Source organism: Flavobacterium sp. (assembly GCF_044339515.1).
GTDB lineage: Bacteria > Bacteroidota > Bacteroidia > Flavobacteriales > Flavobacteriaceae > Flavobacterium.
On the sequence record NZ_JBIIVK010000107.1, the window covers coordinates 1 to 20,020 of the forward strand.

The 20,020-nt window shown below is 36.8% G+C and carries 6 protein-coding genes; 1 reads left to right on the forward strand and 5 read right to left on the reverse strand.

What is annotated here, in order from left to right:
• Positions 1 to 175 precede the first annotated feature (175 nt).
• The 5 genes from folB to ACIQ0M_RS15510 all read right to left on the reverse strand — a co-directional run bounded on the left by folB (position 176) and on the right by ACIQ0M_RS15510 (position 17,743).
• Positions 176 to 535 carry a dihydroneopterin aldolase gene (gene folB / locus ACIQ0M_RS15490; RefSeq protein WP_291092618.1) on the reverse strand — a complete coding sequence of 120 codons (360 nt, stop codon included), beginning with the start codon at positions 533 to 535 and terminating at the stop codon, positions 176 to 178.
• A gap of 9 nt (positions 536 to 544) precedes the next feature.
• Positions 545 to 1,483: a type IX secretion system membrane protein PorP/SprF gene (locus ACIQ0M_RS15495; RefSeq protein ID WP_396153860.1), complete on the reverse strand. Its 939-nt coding sequence runs from the start codon at positions 1,481 to 1,483 to the stop codon at positions 545 to 547.
• A 69-nt stretch (positions 1,484 to 1,552) separates the two neighbouring features.
• Positions 1,553 to 12,787: a T9SS type B sorting domain-containing protein gene (locus tag ACIQ0M_RS15500; RefSeq protein WP_396153862.1), complete on the reverse strand. Its 11,235-nt coding sequence runs from the start codon at positions 12,785 to 12,787 to the stop codon at positions 1,553 to 1,555.
• 10 nt (positions 12,788 to 12,797) lie between these two features.
• Positions 12,798 to 14,777, reverse strand: coding sequence for a PorP/SprF family type IX secretion system membrane protein (locus ACIQ0M_RS15505; protein WP_396153864.1), 1,980 nt, complete (start codon positions 14,775 to 14,777; stop codon positions 12,798 to 12,800).
• 2 nt (positions 14,778 to 14,779) lie between these two features.
• A complete protein-coding gene (locus tag ACIQ0M_RS15510; protein ID WP_396153866.1) occupies positions 14,780 to 17,743 on the reverse strand; it encodes a gliding motility-associated C-terminal domain-containing protein in 2,964 nt (987 codons plus the stop codon).
• 368 nt (positions 17,744 to 18,111) lie between these two features.
• Between ACIQ0M_RS15510 and ACIQ0M_RS15515 the strand changes: the two genes are divergently transcribed.
• Complete coding sequence (locus tag ACIQ0M_RS15515; RefSeq protein ID WP_396153868.1) at positions 18,112 to 19,797, forward strand: glutamine--tRNA ligase/YqeY domain fusion protein; 1,686 nt, start codon at positions 18,112 to 18,114, stop codon at positions 19,795 to 19,797.
• The last annotated feature ends 223 nt before the right edge of the window (positions 19,798 to 20,020 follow it).

Consider the following 20,020-nt stretch of genomic DNA (forward strand, 5'->3'; position numbering starts at 1 on the left):
GGAACTAGCATTACGAACAGTCTCTAATGACCAATGACACAAAATAGCTTTTATCTTTCTCTTTCTTCTGTTGAAATAAATTTATAAAATTTTCAAAGAACTTCCTCTTGCAAACATAGGATGACAATTTTACGCAGGAAAACCCGTAACCCGCAACTTTTCAACTCGCAACCTTCTAACTCCTATACTCCTCCATCACCACCGTAACCGCTTCCACATCCCCGCCAATAGGCGGATTGAGTTTAGAAACCGAAACGATTACACGTGAAACAGCCGGAATTTCATCAAAAATGCGTTTGATAATACGGTGAGCAACATGTTCTAATAACTTAGAGCGAATGGCCATTTCTTCCACCACTACTTTGTTTAGGTGAACATAATCTACCGTGTCGTGTAATTCATCTGAAGTGGCCGACTTTCGCATATCGGTTTTAATTTCCAAATCAATTGAATAATCTGAGCCGATTTTGCTCTCCTCCATCAAACACCCATGAAACGAAAACGTTCGGATGTTTTGTAATTTAATTGTTCCCATTTGTTGTTTTTAATAAGTACACGGACAGTTGCTGATGCCTTGGAAAATATCTATACCAAGCGTAACCATGTGCGTACCCGAATTGTAATTCACCAATTTGTTGAGCGTGATTTGATAGGAATAAGCGAAGTAAAAATTACTTCTTTTTAATCCCAACATCGGACCGATATTTAATGGCTCCAACAATTGATCATTTAAAAACCGATAGGAAACGCCTGCCCAATAATAATCATCAAAGTTATAAAAACGAAGCTTCAAATTCAAATCGGTAGTCGATCTTTGATCACTTTCAAAATATTGAAAAAATCCGGAAGGTTCTACTTCAAAATCACTGTTGGATGAACTTCGCCATTTATAACCGGAAAAAACTTGATAATTACGGAGTTCCAGCGGTTCAACATCATTAAAAATATCTACATTTTTGTTTAATAAATTCGCAACCGTAAAACTGCCGTAGAAACCGTTTTTACGATACAAAAAACCTACATCTACATTGTGATTGGTTAATCTTCTATCGTCGGTAACTGCCATGTCTTGACCTGTAAAATTTTCAATTTCAATTCGAAACTGATTTAAAGCATACGAAATTCCAAATGAAACAAATTGTTCTGCATATTTATCAATTACAATGTGGTGAGCAAAACTCACTTTTGCTCCTGATTGACGCGTGTTTCCGTTCTTATCGCTATACAAATACAAACCCACTCCTGATTGATCGTGAATTCGCATATCGGCAGCAAGCGACATATTTTCGGGTGCGTCTTTGATTCCAACCCATTGTGTAAATCCGTTGGCTCTGATTTTTACATTATCACCGATTCCGGCATATACCGGAGAAATCAAAAAAGGATTATCGGCTAAATATTGCGTAAAAGATGGTAGGTTTAATTCCTGGGCTTTTCCGTTTAGAAAGGCCAGCAAAATGAAAAATGGGGCTATTTTTTTCATGGTTGTAGGTTTTTGGGTTAAACCAACTCCAAACTTGTGGCAATTTGGAGTTGGTATTTTTTAATTTTTTTATCTGTAAAGGGTAACGTTTCCAACAAATTGTCTTCCGCCGTCCAGTGTGATGGTGTACCAATAATCACCGGTAGGTAACAGTGATCCGTTGTAGGTTCCATCCCACTCGCCTTTGTGTCCAAATTGCGTAATAATTCTTCCGTAGCGGTCAAAAACTTCGACTTGTGCTTTTGGGAATCCTTCTAAATTTTCAGGAACCCACGTATCGTTATCACCATCATCATTTGGTGTAAAGAAGTTTGGAATATCGATGTCGATAAACTCCATGTTAATTTGAGCTTCAGCAGTACAACCGTTTTCATCTTCCACAACCACTGTGTAGGTTCCGGTAGCTAAAACTTGGAAAACATCATTGTAACCATAGTTTACACCGTTTAGATAGTAGGTGTAAACACCTGTTCCTCCGGTTGTTGTAGCTGTAAACTGATTTTGATAGGTTTCAGTAAGTGTTAAAACAATAGGTGTATAATTTGAAATGGTAAACCCAACCGTTTCCGAACAACCATCCTGATGAAGGACAGTTACAGTATGATTTCCATTTGATAAATTGGTGAACACATTTCCATTTTGATAAGCACCACCGTCTAACGAGAAAGTTACTTCCGTTTCAACTTCTTGAACAACTTTAATTGTTACTGTGTTAAAGGCTGAATCGCCAACACAACCATACGCTATATTAGCTGCCGGAGCGATTGTAATTCCACCATCTACATCAACTTCCAATGTTGTTACGCATCCGTTCGCATCTCTTACATAAATTGTATACGATTGTCCACCGGCTAAATTTTCAAACAAAATACGGTTTGGGGTATAGTTGTTCTCATTATTTAAGCTCGTTGAATAGGGAGCTGTTCCGCCATTGATGGATATTTCAATAGCTCCTACATTATCTCCTGAACATAAATCAGGGAACATGGTTACTAAGGAAGCATTTAATGCGTTTGGTTGGTTGATTGTGATGTTTAATTGGGTAGTACAACCAATTTCATCCCTAACAATCACGGTATAATTTCCAGCTGGTAAGTTTGTAAATGTTTGGTTTGGACCAAAATCTGTCAAGTTAGGTGAAACGGCAAATTCTAAAACACCTGATCCTCCTGATGCAGATACTTGAAAAGAACCGGTTGATTCACCATGACAAGTTACATCCACTTGTGTAAATACCGCTTGAACCGGTGTGGATGGATTGATGGTAAACTGAACTTGTTGTTCACATCCATTAGCATGTCTTACTCTGATTGTGTGATTGCCAACCGCAACATTGTTAAATGTTTCTGATGCTTGGAAAGCTCCACCATCTAACGAATAGGTTACATCATTTTCAACAGCTGCATTTACACTTACGGTAACCGTATTTCCAACGACATTGCCTGAACAAATATAAGTCACATCAACAGTTGGATTAATAGTAACCGGAGCATCTAACGTTACCGGAATGGATGAAATACAACCATTCGCATCACGAATGAAAATGGTATAGGTTTGTCCACCAGTTAAGTTAGCATACGTAAATTGATTGGCTACAAAGTTATTTTGATTATTCAAACTTGTAGAATAAGGAGCAACGCCGCCGTTTACAGCAATTGTGATGCTTGCATTTCCGTCACCGGTGCATAATTCTTGTACTAAAGCAGAAACACTTGAAGTCACAACTGTCGGTTCAGTGATGATAACTTGTTGCGTAACACTACATCCAATTCCATCTCTAACAATAATATCATACGTTCCGGCTGCTAAATTAGAAAACACATTGTTGGTTGTAAATGTGGTTAAGTTAGGCGAAATCGCATATTCAATTGTTCCTGTTCCTCCGGTTACATCAATGGTTACACTTCCGGTTGAATCTCCGTTACAAAGTACGTTTTGAACTGCTGATAAAGTTGCATTCAATGGTTGATTGTCATCGATATTCACATCAACTGTTTTGGTACAACCGTTAGTGTGTTGAACAGAAATAGTATGATTTCCGGCTGGGACATTCACAAACACATTTGAAGCTTGATACGTTCCACCATCCAAAGCATATTGAACATTTCCAACTGCTGAAGCATTGACAGAAACAGTTACAATGTTACCCGGTACATTTCCAGTACAATTATAAACAACTGATTCGATGGCAGGAATTACTTCTACCGGAGCATCTAAGAAGATATACGCAATGGTTTCACAACCATTGGCATCTTTTACGAAGATGAAATAATCAGTTCCTCCTGTTAATCCTGAGAACGATAATTGTCCTTCAACAAAAGCACTTGGATCTTGGTTATTCAAACTGGTAGAATATGGAGCTGTTCCGCCGGTGATTAGAACGGTAAACGAACCGTCATTATCACCTAAACATAAGTTTTGAACGACTGTGGTTAAATCAACATCAGCTGCTAATGGAGCAGGTTCTGTGATTTCAACATCCAATATAATGAAACAACCGTTTTGGTCTTGAACGATAATATCATAATTCCCCGGAGCTAAATTATTGAATGTTCCGGTGTTGAAAAATTGATTTAAGTTAGGTGAAATCGCATATTGAACTGTTCCTGTTCCGCCAGTGGTTTGGATGGAAACACTTCCATTTTCACCACCGTTACATAAAACATTATTAACAGTTAAGTTTGATATCATCAATTCTTGCGGATCGGTAATTTGAATAACAGATGAAACCGCATTACAATCTACACTAACCACCTCAACTATATAATTCCCAGATGGAAGATTGGTAAACATTCCACTACTTTGTGGACCGGCAATTACGTTATTCGCACCATCTAAAAGGGTGTAACTATAATTTCCTAAACCACCTGTTGTATTAGCAATAATAGTTGCAGTACTTTCTCCAAAACAGTTGATGTTGGCACTGTTTAAATTCAAATTCAATTCTAAATCAGGAATAGTTTCTATTGTAATTTGATTGGTTTGAACTACGGCACAATTGTTGGCATCTCTAACATAAAACTGATACGTTCCTGGACCAACATTGTAAACCGTTGTGTTGGTAAAAGTAATTCCGTCTGTACTGTATTGATAAGGAGCCGTTCCACCCGAAGCAGAAACAGTGATGACCGCATCATTTGTACAAGTTAATGAACTTGTTAACGTTAATGAAGCTACTACAATTGTTGGCTCAGTTATAGTGATTACGTTAGTTGTAAAATTACAATTCCATCCGTCTGTGATGGTGATGCTATAAATTCCCGCACCTAATCCATTAAAAGTTGGACTTGTTTGTCCTGATGAACTGGTTACAATCGTAGTTCCGGTTGAATCATATGTATTCAAAATATATTGATACGTTCCTTGTCCTCCTGTTACATTTGCTGCCGTTACAGAAGCATTTGTATCATCATTACAAAGTAAATTAGTATTGGTAGAAGTAAGATTAGCTGAAATTAAACTCGGTTGAACCAAAATTACAGTAGAACTTACTAAACATCCTCCGGCATCTTGCACAGAAACCGTATAATTTCCGGCGGTTAATCCTGTAAATAAGGAATTGGCTCCAAAAGGTTGAACAGTTGTTGAAGTCGTGTTGTTAACCAATTCATATTGATACGCTCCCCATCCGCCGGTTGCATTGGCAAAAATTTCACCTAAGTTATTTGTACACGTTACATTTGCCGTTTCATTCGCTGCTAAAACCAAAGGCTCACTTGGAGAAGAAACGACTGCAAAGTTGGATGTTGCTGCACAAAAAGGTGTATCGGTAGCTGTTACAACCACTTGATAATTTCCACCTGATAATCCTGTAACGATAAATGGATTTATAGCCGTATTTCCGCTCCCGGAAGCAACCGTATTTCCTTGAATATCAATAACATCATAGGTTACATTTCCAACATAACCTAAAATATTTACGGTTATAGTTCCATCTGTATCGCCAAAACAAGTAACTGCAGATGAGTTGATTATAGTTGCTTCGATGGTATCAAAAGGAGCAATTGTATAAGGAGCAGTTATAAAATAACATCCTGTTTCGTTGTCAGTTACTTGGAAAGTATAGGTTCCAGGCTCAGTTAACGTAAAGTTAGCACTGAAAACACCACTTCCTGGTGTGATGGCAGGCTGACTTCCTTGTGGTAATAATTCAAAAGTGAAATCACTAGAACCGCCAGTTACACTAATTTGAACTGTTCCGTCATTGGTGCAAGTTAAATTTGTTACCGTTGTTGCAGTAACTGCAGTAATGATTGGTAATGGATTGATGTTTACAACACTTGTTGCCAAACAGTTATTAGCGTCGCGAACAGTAACTGTAATGTTTTGAACACTTCCATTATCTACAATTGTAAATGTGTTGGATGCGAAGAAATTCGTTCCGTTAATGCTGTAAACATATGGAGCTGTTCCAAAATTGGCTGTGGCTGTAATGGTTGTGGTTTGAACCACATTGGAAACATCACAAGCAAAATCGTTAGCCGTTGCAGCAACTGTTAATAAAGCCGGTTCATCAATTACAATGATTTCTTGTAACGAACAATCTCTGGCGGAAGTCACAGTAATCGTATAATTTCCAGCCACTAATCCTGTGAAAACGCCATTGTTTTGAGAAATTGGAGCATTTACACCATCTGTTAAAACATACGTATAAATCGGGTTATCGTTGGATGCCGGTAAAGTCACGGTAATACTTCCGTCATTTCCGCCATTACAACTTACATCATTGTGAACAGTCGTAAAAGTTACAGGAGTTGCAGGCTCTAATTCAATTTGAGCTTGAGCCGAACAGCCTGTGGTTGTGTCATTTATTACCACCACATAATTCCCTGAAGCCAATCCGTTGAATACCGAAGAAGCTTGAGCCGCAACAATTACACCACCTACATTGTTTTGTAGTTCATAAGTAAAAGTTCCGCTTCCGCCGAAAGGAGTTACGGTAATAATTCCATCATTATTAGCACAAGAAGTTTGAGCTGTAATTGCCGGAGTTAAGTTCAATGGAGCAGGAATGATAAGGTTTACAGTGTGGATACATCCATTAAAATCTCTCACTCTAATTGAATAATTTCCTGAGTTTAAATTAGTATAAGTAAATGTTGGAACTGTTTGTGCTTGGAAAGTTCCGCCGTTTAAACTAAATGTATAAGGAGCAATTCCGGCAGTTATTAACGTTACTTCAATGGTGAAATCGCCTTGAGCAGCTGTACATAAATTGGTTACAGCAGCAGCAATTTGTGGAGAAGGATCTGTTGGAACAAAAACTGGTGCCGATTGAATACATCCGTTGGCATCTCGAATATACACCACATAATTTCCACCTTCCACATTGAAAATATTGGTTGCATTTCCCGCCCAAGTTGCAATTGTTGGAGCTGGATTACCCGCAATTACCAATTGATATTGATAAGGAGCTGTTCCAAATTGGCCTATTGCAGTGATTCTTCCTCGGTTATTCAAACAGTTGTCATTACGAGTAATATTTGCGGTTACTTGTAATAAATTAGTTGATTGAGATATAGTGAATGGTACTGACGCACTACTACATCCGGTTAACGTTCCACCATTTTCTGTAAATAAAATATAATAAATTCCTGGAGCTAATGGGCCAAGATTTGTAACAGAAATTGGTCCGCCAAGAGGTGAAGATATTCCTGTAATTCCGGTAGAATTATTCGATTGATAGTTAAACACCTCGTAGGAAACACTTGTGGCAGTAGCATCATAATTGTTGAAAGTAAAATTCACAAAACCATCATTACTTCCCGTACAACTAACATTTCCAACCACATCTATCACTGAAGTTAAATTGGATGGGGTGTTAATTGGTGTATCAGCAGTTTTAAAATAATAACAATCGGTTATTAAATCGTGTACTACAAAGGTGTACGTTACCCCCGGAACTAATCCTGTAAACGTGGAAGTTTCCGGTGTTCCAGCATCTGCCGGTTGGTAGTTTGTGGAATAAGGTAAGGTATTGGTTTCTAATATTGCAAACTCATAGGAACCACTACTTACTGCAGAAGTAACTGTAATGACTGCTGTTCCACCATTTATACAGTCTGCAGTGGAAGCAGAAACATCAATAATCAAATCACTTGGTGGTGAAGCGATGATAATTTCATCCACTATAAATACACATCCGTTGGCATCAATTACTTCTACATTGTAAATTCCAAAATTTAAAATTTGGAAGGAATGATTTTCATTGGTTACCGGAGTATAAGAATCAATAAATCCAAAATTATTATTTAAAATATAAGTATATGGAGCTGTTCCACCGGCTACACCTTGCACGATTATTTCACCATAAGAAGTACCACCCGGATTGTTACACGTAATATCTACAGTAGAAATTGTGAAAACAATCGGATTGGGTTGTGTTAACGTAATTGATGCTGTATCGGTACACGAATTAGCATCCGTTAACGTAATTTGATAATTTCCTGCTGTTAAACCAGATGTTTGAGTTCCGTAATTTACACCTGTAGAGGTATTGATTACTTCAAAAGCAAATGGAGCTAATCCAACCGCATTGTTAGTATTGATTTGAATTTCTCCTTCGTTTCCGCCATTACATAAAATTCCTTGTAATTCTACGACAGAAGTAATTTCAGGTAATGTCAAAGGTTCAACAGTGATAGTTTGACTTGTAAAAGTACAGCCTTGTGCATCGGTTATCAAAAATTGATAATTTCCGGCATTCGCAGTTGAATATACAAAGTTTGTTCCTACCACATTCGTGGATGATCCAAATGCTCCACCATTGAAAGAAACTTGATAGGTAAACGGAGCTAATCCGCCAGCGATTGCAGCTGAAATTTGAGCATTTGGTGAAGCGGTACAGTCCAAACCTTTGGTTAATGATAAATCGCCTGTTAATTCAGGTTGAATGGTTTGTGAAACAGTTGAAGTACATCCATTCACATCCGTAACAACCACCGTATAACTTCCCGGAGTTAAATTGGCAAATGTGTTTGAATTTTGTGATGGATTTCCATTGATACTATACGTATAAGGAACTACACCACCCGTCACTGCAATTACTAATGTAGCCCCATTAGCGTCAAAACATAAATCGGATGACGATGCAATTACAGCAACAGGATTTGTTGGCGTAGTTAGGTTGAATGTGTTGCTCACAACACAACCGTTTATATCATTTACCGAAATCGTATAGGTTCCGGTTTGAGTTAAATTTGTAAACGTGGCATTCGATTGAGGTCCAACCACTCCCCCATTGGGTTGAGTAAGTTGGTATTGATAACTTCCCCATCCGCCGTTAGCTGTAATGATTACACTTCCGTTGGAATTACAACTGATTTGATTAGCAACAATTGTGAAAGCCAACGCACTACTTGGTGCTTGAACAATAGCAGTTGCTGAGTCAGTACAATTAGTAACGGTATCTGTCACTGTTATCGTATACGTCGAAGCTGTTAAACCTGTTAGCGAAATAGTCGATAAATTTGAATTATTGGCAGAAACCACAACCGTATTCGCACTATTTACGATTTGGTAATTGTATGGATTTGAATTGGTTACAGTAAAAGTAACAGCTCCATTTGAAGCTCCAAAACAAACCACATTGCTAATCGTTTGACCAATTACATCAATAATGGGTAATGGATTGATGGTGTAAGTTTCTTGATACGTACAACCATTACTATCAGTTACTTCAAACGTGTATGTTCCAGCAGTTAATCCAGTAAATACAGGATTAGTTCCGTTATTTACGGTTTGTCCTGCAGGAGCAATAATTTGATAAGTAAACGGAGCTGTTCCGCCAACGATGGTAACTGTAACCGTTGCATTTTGTGCCGGACAAGTTAATGCTGTTGCATTAAAAGTTAAATCGGTTAATTGATTGGGTGCAACTAAAGAAATGGTATTGGTTGTAAAAATACATCCATTCGCATCTTGAATATAGATGGTGTAATTTCCTGAAGTTAAATTGGCAAATTCCGAAGAAGAAACAAAATTCACACCATCAATACTAAATTGATACGGAGCAGTTCCACCAGTGATACTACCCGGAACAATGTTAATCGTTCCCGCATTAGTAACACAAGTATAATTTTCAGTGATTTCTGCAACACCGGTCATTGGCGTTGGTTCAGTTATTGAAAAGTCGGTTGAAAAATCACAAACAGTACTTCCTTGAGTTTGAATCATCACAACCGTATAATCACCAGCTGGTAAATTGTTGAAAACACCTGAATTATTGGTACTAATGATGTTTCCGTTTTCATCAAGCAATTGATACGTTACTTGAAAACCATTCGTGTTTGTAACGGTGTAAGTGATTATTCCATTTGAACCACCATTACATAAAACATCTTGAGTCGAAGTTGTAAAAACAACATCCGGTGTAATTGTAATTGTTACCGGATTAGAAGTGGCACTACAGTTATTTCCATCAACAACAATAAAAGTATATGTTCCCGGAGTTGTAATTACAAAAGTATTTTCCGGCTGAAAATCACCTGAAGTTGGGTTTTGAGCCACTCCATCAATCGTTCCAATTGCATACGAATACGGAGGATTTCCACCTGAACCAATTACTGTAATTTCACCTTCATTACAACCAATACTTTGCGTAATGTTAGCTACTACGGCCAAATTATTTTGGTCTTCAATTGTTACAGATCCGGTAAATGAACAACCATCTTCTGTAACAACTGTAACGGTATAAGTTCCTGGATTTAAGTTATTGAAAGTATAATCGTTATCAACAACCCATCCGCTTGTGGCAGAAATTGGATTGGTGATACTAAATTGATACTGCGGTTGTGCTCCGCTAGCTTGCACGCGAATACTCCCAAAACCATTACAATTGGTGTTTTCTGGTATCAAATTTACTTGAAAATCATTTTCTTGAATTCCGATGTTTGGTAGTTCGAAAACGCAACCATCTGTCACGCCAATTTGTGTTACTTGAACCGTATAAACTCCTGCATCTGAAATAGTAAACACAGGATTATTTTGGTAAGGAACTAAAATATTTCCGGTCGTTTGATCAACCAATTGAAATTGATAATCCGACGGAAGATTCGTAATCGTTATGCTTCCCGGCGTATTACAAAGTATGTTAGTTGTTACATATTGAATGTCTAATAAATTCGTGTAAACATTAAAGTAAAAACGCGTAAAACAGCCATCTTGATAGTTGATAGTCAAGCGATATTGTCCGGCGGTTGTTACATTAAAATTGGCACCTGTTCCTACTTGATTCCATTGACAAGAAGGATTATTGTTGGCACAATTCGCAATTCCTACAGCAGGACAACTAGCTTCATTTAATACTTCCCAAATAATACTCGTAGCATCACTAATTCCGGTTTGAATGAGTTGGCTATCATTGGTTCCGCATAAGAAAATATAAGGTAATTGTTCCCCATTATTTGGACAAGTTACTACTTGATCTGCAAACGGAATAACCGGATTGGTTTGAGTTGCTCCAAACAACAATACATTAAACGTTTGAGTAATACCAATACATGGTGGAGGTGCAGTATTCACAACTGTATAGGTTCCTACAGCAGAAACAGTAATGGATTGTGTATTTCCAATAACCGCACCGTTACTATTATACCAAGTATAAGTGTCATATCCATTAGCGGCAGTTAAAAGTAAACTTGTTCCACACAAATAAGCTTCTGATGAAAATATACAATCGTCAATATCAACCAAGAAGTTTGCCGGACCGGGTTGACCAAATCCACAACTGTCTAGTCCGGCAAAACTTGGATCATTTGATATCCAATTGCTATTTAATACTCCTCTATAGGTTGTATAGGCTTGATTTTGAATTAAATTCGAACACGCATCTTCTAATTCACTACACGTTGTAGCTACTTGAACTCGTATGCGAATAGTATAAATAGGATCGCCTATTTCTACTAAATTATTGGGTATAGTAAATACCAATTCGTCTAATCCAGGATCATGAGTGAAGGTTACCCCGGGAGCTCCACTTAAATCCACTGAAATAAAACTAGTGTTGATTGGTAATATGTCACGAATTGTTGCATTCGTAGCATCATCATTACCCACATTTTGAAAAGTAACAACATAATCTAAGAATTGCCCCAGGTTAACATCAGCCCCACCGATGTCGTTTCCTGCTAAATCTTCGACTGTTTTTACTAATTTAATATCCGGTTCTATGACTTCAATGTTAAAAGCATTGAAGAACATAAAGTAAGTATCTTGTGTTGAGGTTATTCGTAATGTTGCCGCTGTTTCATTATTCGGAATTACACTATTTAAAGGGTTGGCAACATTGATGATATCGCCATCATATCCAAGCGTATTTAAACTGTTTGGCACTCTGTTCAGAAAATCAATATTGTCTAATGTTAATCTACTGTTGAAAAAATTATTTGTTGCATTTAGCGTGTTTCCTAAAGCAGTAAAAGTTGCATTCGAAGCCGCTCTAAATAAAAGTTGGTCACCGGTAATACGGTTGTCGCCTTCCAAAGCAGCTGATGCAAGTTTAGCCCGAACAGGAAAAGGTGGTGGCAAAGTAGTAAAACCGGAATAGTTAATATCTGTTTGACCAATTGTAGCTCGCACTCCGGCAAATCCATCATAAGCGGTAATAAATTTTCCGGTCATGGTTGGATTTTCATATACAAAGAAAATGGTCCAACCACCCGAAACTCCTCCTCCATTAACAAATCCTTGTGTTGCACGTATGTTTGCTATGGTGTATTCTCCTTCCGGATTAGTTAAACCGGTAACTAAAGAAGTAATATCAGCATAGCAGGCATACGGACTATTAGCAACAAAATCAGGACTTGTAAATCCGTCGAAAATCAGTTGACCGGTAATGTCTTGATAAGTTCCTCCCGGTAATTTTAATTTAACTTGGTTAAAATCATTTTCGCGGATGTTGTCTCCATCTCCCGGAGAAGTTGAAAAACCGTTGTTAAAACGATAGGTTGCCGACCAATATAAACCGGCATATACAATTTTATTACAACCGCTTGCAGGAAGCGTTAAAGTTGCACTACTTGAACTAAAGGTAGAAGTATCTCCATCAATATCAATATATTGCATATTGAGATTATCATTGAACACTGATGCATTTCCGGTATCATTATACGGAGCATTTGGACCGTTTGAATTGGTTTGTCTATTCACAATTCCATTAGAAATTAAAGTCATATCTCCCTTTAAATTTCGTTCATAACGAACCGTAAAAGGAACGGGAACTTGGGCATAGGTGGCCAAGCTCACTAGCAAAAAACAACCGAGTAGGAAGATTGTTTTTAATTGTGGTATTTGGGGCGTTTTCATTTTGGGGTGTTTATTTTATGTTAATGTTCATGATCCAAATTTCATCAAAGTAGGTGTTGTCAACATTCGTATAATAGGAGATTAGGGCTTCACTCCATTCTGAATGTTTTTTTAAATAAACATACCTGAAATTGTTTTTTGGGTTAATAAAATAATTGGCTGTAATTCCTCGCTTTTTTAATTTGTTGATAAATTCATCAGCAAAAGCAGGTTCGGAGAAAACATTGGAAATAATGTAAAATCCGGGTTCTTGATTCGCTACCTGTAAAAAGTTTCCTTTTTTGGCTGTAGCTCTCTTTTTGTCGGTCAGTCTGGAATAATACTCTTTGATTTCTTCATCGGTTAAGGAAAATTTTGAATTGGTATTTGTTTTTGGTTCTTCTTTTTTGAGTTTGGAAATTTTTGCTTCCAATTCTGTATTTTTTGAATTATTTTTTTTGGTTGGTAATTTAATTTCTTCTTTTTTAGTTGATGATTTCATAGCGGATAATTTGCTGTTCAAATCATTTTTATCTTCTTTCACAACAACTGTTTCACCATTTTTTATAGTTGTTTTTGTTGTAGTTTCTACCGTTTTTTCCTCTGTAACAACAGTTGTTTTTGGTTCACAATTGCAATCTTTTTCGGCAATGGTTGTTTCTAATCGTTCGATGTATTGCATCATGTTTTCAATACGTTTTTCAAAATCGGCTTTCTTCATATTTTCAATCGAATCTTGTTTGATTATAATTTCCAATAGTTTTAAATGATTTTCATCTAACGTCATTTTTAATTTTTCAATTTCAATGTCTTTGTTATAGGATTTCATTTCTTCATTTTCCTCCTTATCGTATTCTTCTTCCTTTTCAACACCGGCAATGGCTTTTGATGGTTTTTTCTTTTTCAAAACCGATTTTTTCTTCTTTGGAGCAGGTTCAACGACAATTGGTTCTTCGGCCATGTCTTCATATTCCTCTTCAGTAAATTCATCCTCGTATTCTTCTTCAAATTCTTCTGTTTCCTTTAACACTTTTGGCTTTTTAACAACCGCTGTAGATTTTCTTTTTGATGATTTTCTGTTGTTTGTTTCTTCGCTCCCTTTTCCCGCAAATCGATACGAAAGTGTAATTTCGTGGGTTGGGCCAAAATTCACTAAGCCATCGTTTATAACTCTTTCATATGTATAACCTAAAGACAATTTTTTAGTAAAATGAGCTCCAACGCCAATGTTCACTCCAAAAAAATCATCAATTCCGGCTTGCACCCAACCTAAATTTGGAAAGTTGGTAATTACCGAACCGCCGTACACAAAATCATCCGTCTGATTCATTTTTCCTCGGGCTATTAATCTGAAAAAACCATTTTCAAACAACCCTTCCTGATTTTGCATTTGATGATGATACATCGCATGTCCGGTATAGGTTTTTTGCGAATAATCCTGAACCATTTCGCTAGATTTAAAATCATAATCCACAAAATTTTCAGCATAAACTCCAAAGTCAAAACTTCCCCAGGTTACATTCAAACCCGGTTTTACGGTTAAAATCGAATTGTTTCGCAACGCCAAAATGGCCGGATCAGGTTCGTTGGTTACGGCTCTATTTCGATCCACACCACTGTTGTAATAAGCGATGTTGAAACCTAGTGTCAACTTTATTTTTTCACGAATCGGAATTTGATAAGCGTAGTTTCCTACTCCACCAAAACTGGTAATGATTCCTAAATTTTGTTGATAAATTCCAATCCCTACTCCTGCTCTTTCGCCGTGTTTTCCGGAATAAGAAAGCATATATAATTCCGGTGAATCATCAAATTGAATCCATTGATTTCTGTGGTAAAGTGTGAGGTATGAATCATTTTCACGAACCACTGAAAATGTCGGATTCATCATAAATCGATTCAATAACAAAGTGTTTTGCGTAGGTATCGTAAACGTCAAAACAGGAGCATCTTGTGCTTGCAAATTAGCAAACACAAATCCTGTAAATAGTATTACGAACTTTCTTAGCATGTTTATTCGATTACGGTAATAGAACCTCGTTTAATAATTTCGTCATTTTCAGAAATGGTATAATAAAAAACAGGTTCTGTTTTGGCATATTCTAAAGCTGAATTTGGCCAGTTATTTTGATAATTTCTCGCTCTGAAAACCACTTTTCCTTTTGGTGAATAAATAATTACTTCTACGTCTTCTTTGTTCACATATTCATTTGGAATTGACCAAAAATCATTAATTCCATCGCTATTTATCGTAATTACATTTGGCACAACAATGCTGGTATTTTCAACCACTGTTACAGTGAATGTTTTAGTGAATTCACAATCTCCTATGGTTCCGATGATTGTATATGTTCCGGCTTCTGAGACAAAAAATGTGTTTCCGGTTGCAATGATTTCATCATTTAAATACCAAGTGTAATTATCAACTCCACTAGCAATTACTTCGGTTGAACCGCCTTGAATGACAGTAATGGCATCGGCTATGTTTAAAGTGATTCCGTCTGTTGTGACGATTTCAACAACCATTGTGTTGGAAGAATACGAACATCCGTCAAAATCAATCGTCATAAAATAATTTCCGGGTTCAGTTACGGTAATTGAATTTCCGGTACCGATTTCTGAGTCATTTTCGATAGAAAACCACGTTAGAATATAATTCGGATTTGTGATATCTGATGATAAAGTGACACTTCCACCCGATTCACATAAAGCACCTTCGGTTGATAAAGTAAAATCATCTGATATGCCTAATTTTATTTCTACAACATTTGAAATAATGACACTAAAACCAGGAATGGAAACGCGTAATTCATACAAACCATTTTCTAAATACGAAGCAATGTTATAAGTTGTAGTAGAGGATGAAAGTACTAATTCTCCATCCTTAAACCATTCATATACATATCCGAATGAATTGTTTAAAATCGACATTGTTTCGGAAGAATTAACCGCGTTAAAGTTTGCAATTGACAACGTTGCTTGGTCACTTTCACAAGGTAAATAACCAGCGTTTGCTGCAATTGTCACGTTGAAAGAATCCGGATAAACTAATTCGGAAACAGCTTCTTGCGTTGCATTGCAACCTGTAGTTTGAGTCACAATTACTTTGTAAATACCATTTTGTGTTACATTGATTGATGAACTTGTTTGACCGGAAATTATAGCGTTATTTCTAAACCATTCAAATGTTGGGTTTACAGCGTTAGTTGTCACTGTTAAGGTTTTGGTTTCACCGGGAATGATAATTGATGTTGCCGTTAAATTCAAGCTTGCTGTAATACTGTTTTGTTCTAAATTCAACGTGTTTGAAGTAACCGAACAAGCTCCATACGAAATCACCAAATGATAATTTCCTGCTTGGTTAGTAGTATAACTTGGCTGCGTTGCTCCGGTAATCAACGTATTATTTCTATACCATTTATAGGTAAAAACACTGTTGGTTACTGAACTGTTTAATTGAACGGTATTGGTTCCACACAAACTTCCAACAGCAGATAGCACCGGTGTTGGAAGTTGCAAAGCAATTGAAATGGCATTTGATTCAGTAGGAGCAAAAGTTGGAATGGAAACTCGTAATTTATACGATCCGTTTTCCGATGCATTATTAATGGTATGAGTTGTTCCGGTAGCTCCTGCAATTGGTGCATTATTTAATAACCATTGGTATGAAAAGTTTGAATTTGGTAGTGTAACAGGAACATTTCCGCTTGTGGTTTGAGCAATGATTGAATTTAATGACAAAGTAGAAGTTGTCACATTACACGATTGATAATCGCCGGAATTTTGAATAGTTACCGTAAACCCAATTGGATATTGTACCACAACCGTCAATTGCTCAGAAATCGTGCAACCTTGAGTTTCCGTTACCGTTAATTGATAGGTGCCGGGTTGAGTAACAGTATAATTGGCCGTAGTTGCACCTGCTATAACTATGTTATCTTTTCTCCATTGATAAGTAGGTGTTGTTGCATTATTAACCGAATTAATTTGAAGTTGTTCACCCGGAATTAAGACCTCAGTTGCATCTACATTCCAATCCGCTTCCAATTGAATTAATTCTAAAAAGATAGTATTCGATTCAAAAACACAACCACCAAAAGTAATTCTTAACTTGTAAGTTCCTTCTTGTGCAGCATTATATGTTGGTCCGGTTGCTCCCGAAATTGCAACATTATCTTTATACCATTGGTAAACGTAACCTGTATTTTGATGTGAAGATGTTAAAAGTCTTGGCGTTCCATTACAAATATAATCTACGTTACCGGCAGAAGAAATTGATAAATTGATTCCTGTAGTTACATTTACGGTAACAATATTAGAATAGGAATTCATCACACAACTTCCATAATCTACAATAGCATAATAATTTCCGGATTGGGTTACGGTTAGTGAAGAACCGGTTGCCCCAGCAACTTCAGCAAAATTACGAAACCATTTATAGGATAAACCGGAATAGAATAATGGAGAAGCCGAAGTACCTGTGTTATCAACTTGTAAGGTTGTATTTCCTCCTTCGCAAAAAGAGACTGTCCCTGAATTATTGTTGATGGAAAAAGGCTGATTGTGAACCGCATAATAAGCCGAAAAAGCAACACTATTTGGACTTGTCACTGCCGGAGCTGTGCTTCTAACTCTAATTCTGTAAGATTCTCCCGCCACCGTTGTTGGCATGGCAAAAGAAACATTTACCGGAGATGTTACACTTGTAGAAGTCGTTAATGTCGTTGCAGAACCAAAGTTTCCGGAAGCATCAGAAAGTTCCACGATAAATTGATTTCCGGCCTGAACGTTGGAAACCGGAAAAAAAGTAAAACTAAGATTGTATAAATTAAATCCTTGTGAAGCACAAGCTTGCGTGAATCCTAGAGAAGGAGTTCCGATGACTATCGTTTGGGCATACCCATTTCCGATGCCGTTGAGCAACATCAAAAACAAAGAAGAAAAAAATAATTTTCTTGGGGTAGTTTTCCAAACCATAAAACATTCTTTATGTTGGATTGCTTTTACCCCAAAAGCAATCGATTGTTATTTTGTAATTTAAATAGGCACTACACTACATTTAATTACGAAAAAAACGATAAATGGTTTTCTATTTTCTATCTGTTTTTGAATTTTGTTTCACTAAAAGTATATAAATATTTAGATGGTGAATTAAAATTAACATTAAAATCGATGAACGGTAAGCAGTTTTGCGGAAAACCGTAATTGCCTGTATTGAAAACCGTAACGACAAATGTAGTTGGTCGATTATTTAGAAACAGAACAACATTTTGGATGAATTTTTTTAAAAAATCATTTACGGCAAATAGGTAATTTTTTCCGTATTTTTGTCACTCATTTTATTGATTATGTCAGAAGAAAAGTCGCTCAATTTTATTGAACAAATTATCGAAGAAGATTTAAAGAATGGTTTTGCTAAAGACAAACTTCGTTTTCGTTTTCCACCGGAACCAAACGGGTATCTTCACGTAGGTCACGCCAGTTCTATTTGTTTGAATTTTGGATTAGGTATTGATTATCAGTCGCCGGTGAATTTGCGTTTTGATGATACTAATCCCGCCAAAGAAGAACAAGAATATGTAGATGCTATCAAACGCGATGTGCAATGGCTTGGTTTTCAATGGGCTGAAGAACGCTATGCGTCTGATTATTTTCAGGAATTATATGATTGGGCGGTTGAATTTATCAAAAAAGACAAAGCCTACGTAGATAGTCAATCTTCTGAAGAAATGGCAAAACAAAAAGGAACACCTACTCAAGAAGGAACCAATAGTCCATTTAGAAACCGTTCAGTTGAAGAAAATTTAGATCTTTTTGAGCGTATGAAAAACGGAGAATTTCCTGAAGGAACTCACGTTTTACGTGCCAAAATTGATATGGCTTCTACGAATATGTTGATGCGTGATCCGTTGATGTATCGAATTTTACATAAACATCACCACAGAACAGGCGACAATTGGTGCATTTATCCAATGTATGATTGGGCTCACGGTGAAAGTGATTATATCGAAGGAATTTCACATTCGCTTTGTACGCTGGAATTTTTACCACACAGAGAATTATACGATTGGTTTTTAGATCAAATTTATGATGCGAATAAAGTTCGTCCGAAACAACGAGAATTTGCGAGAAGAAACCTTTCTCACACAGTTGTAAGTAAACGAAAGTTGCTACAATTGGTTCAAGAAGGTCACGTAACCGCTTGGGACGATCCAAGAATGAGTACTATTTCCGGTATGCGAAGACGTGGTTACACGCCGACTTCCATTCGGAATTTTGCCAAAACAATTGGTATTGCTAAACGAACCAATTTAATTGATGTATCGCTTTTGGAATTCTGCGTTCGCGAAGATTTAAATAAAACTGCTCCTCGTGTGATGGCTGTTTTGAATCCGATAAAATTAGTCATTACCAATTATCCGGATGGTCAAGAAGAATGGTTGGATGCTGAAAACAATCCGGAAGAAGAAGTCTTGACGTATAGAAAAGTGCCTTTTTCAAAAGAATTATACATCGAAAGAGAAGATTTTCAAGAAGAAGCTAATAAGAAATTTTTCCGTTTAACGTTGGGAACAGAAGTGCGTTTGAAAAATGCTTACATCATCAAAGGGGAAAATGTAATCAAAGATAAAGATGGAAATATTACCGAAATTCACGCTTCCTATGATGTGGATTCGAAGTCGGGTAGTGGCACAGAAGCCAGTCAACGCAAAGTAAAAGGAACCATTCATTGGGTTTCAACTCAGCATGCCGTGGAAGCAGAAGTTCGCATTTACGACCGATTATTTACGCACGAAAATCCGGATGGTGACAAAGAAGTTGATTTTAAAAATTACATCAACCCCAATTCTTTGGAAGTAATTACCGGATATCTTGAACCAAGTTTACAAACTGCTCAACCGGAAGATAAATTTCAATTTCAACGTTTGGGTTATTTTTGTGTGGATAAAGATTCGTCTGCAGAAAAATTAGTTTTTAACAAAACGGTTGGCTTAAGAGATACTTGGGCTAAAGTGGAAGCAAAGGAGTAAAATTTTTTCAGCGAGTGTGTCATTTCGACCAAAGGGAGAAATCACATAAAGTTGATAAAAGAATATTCTATTTTCGATATGTGATTTCTCCCTTTAGTCGAAATGAACTGTGTTTATTTCCAAATTTATTTTAGTTAATTATATACTGAATAATATTCTTTTTTTGTAGCAATCGCATAAGCTTGTTTTATTAGTTTATTTACAACTGCTATTAAAGCAAGCT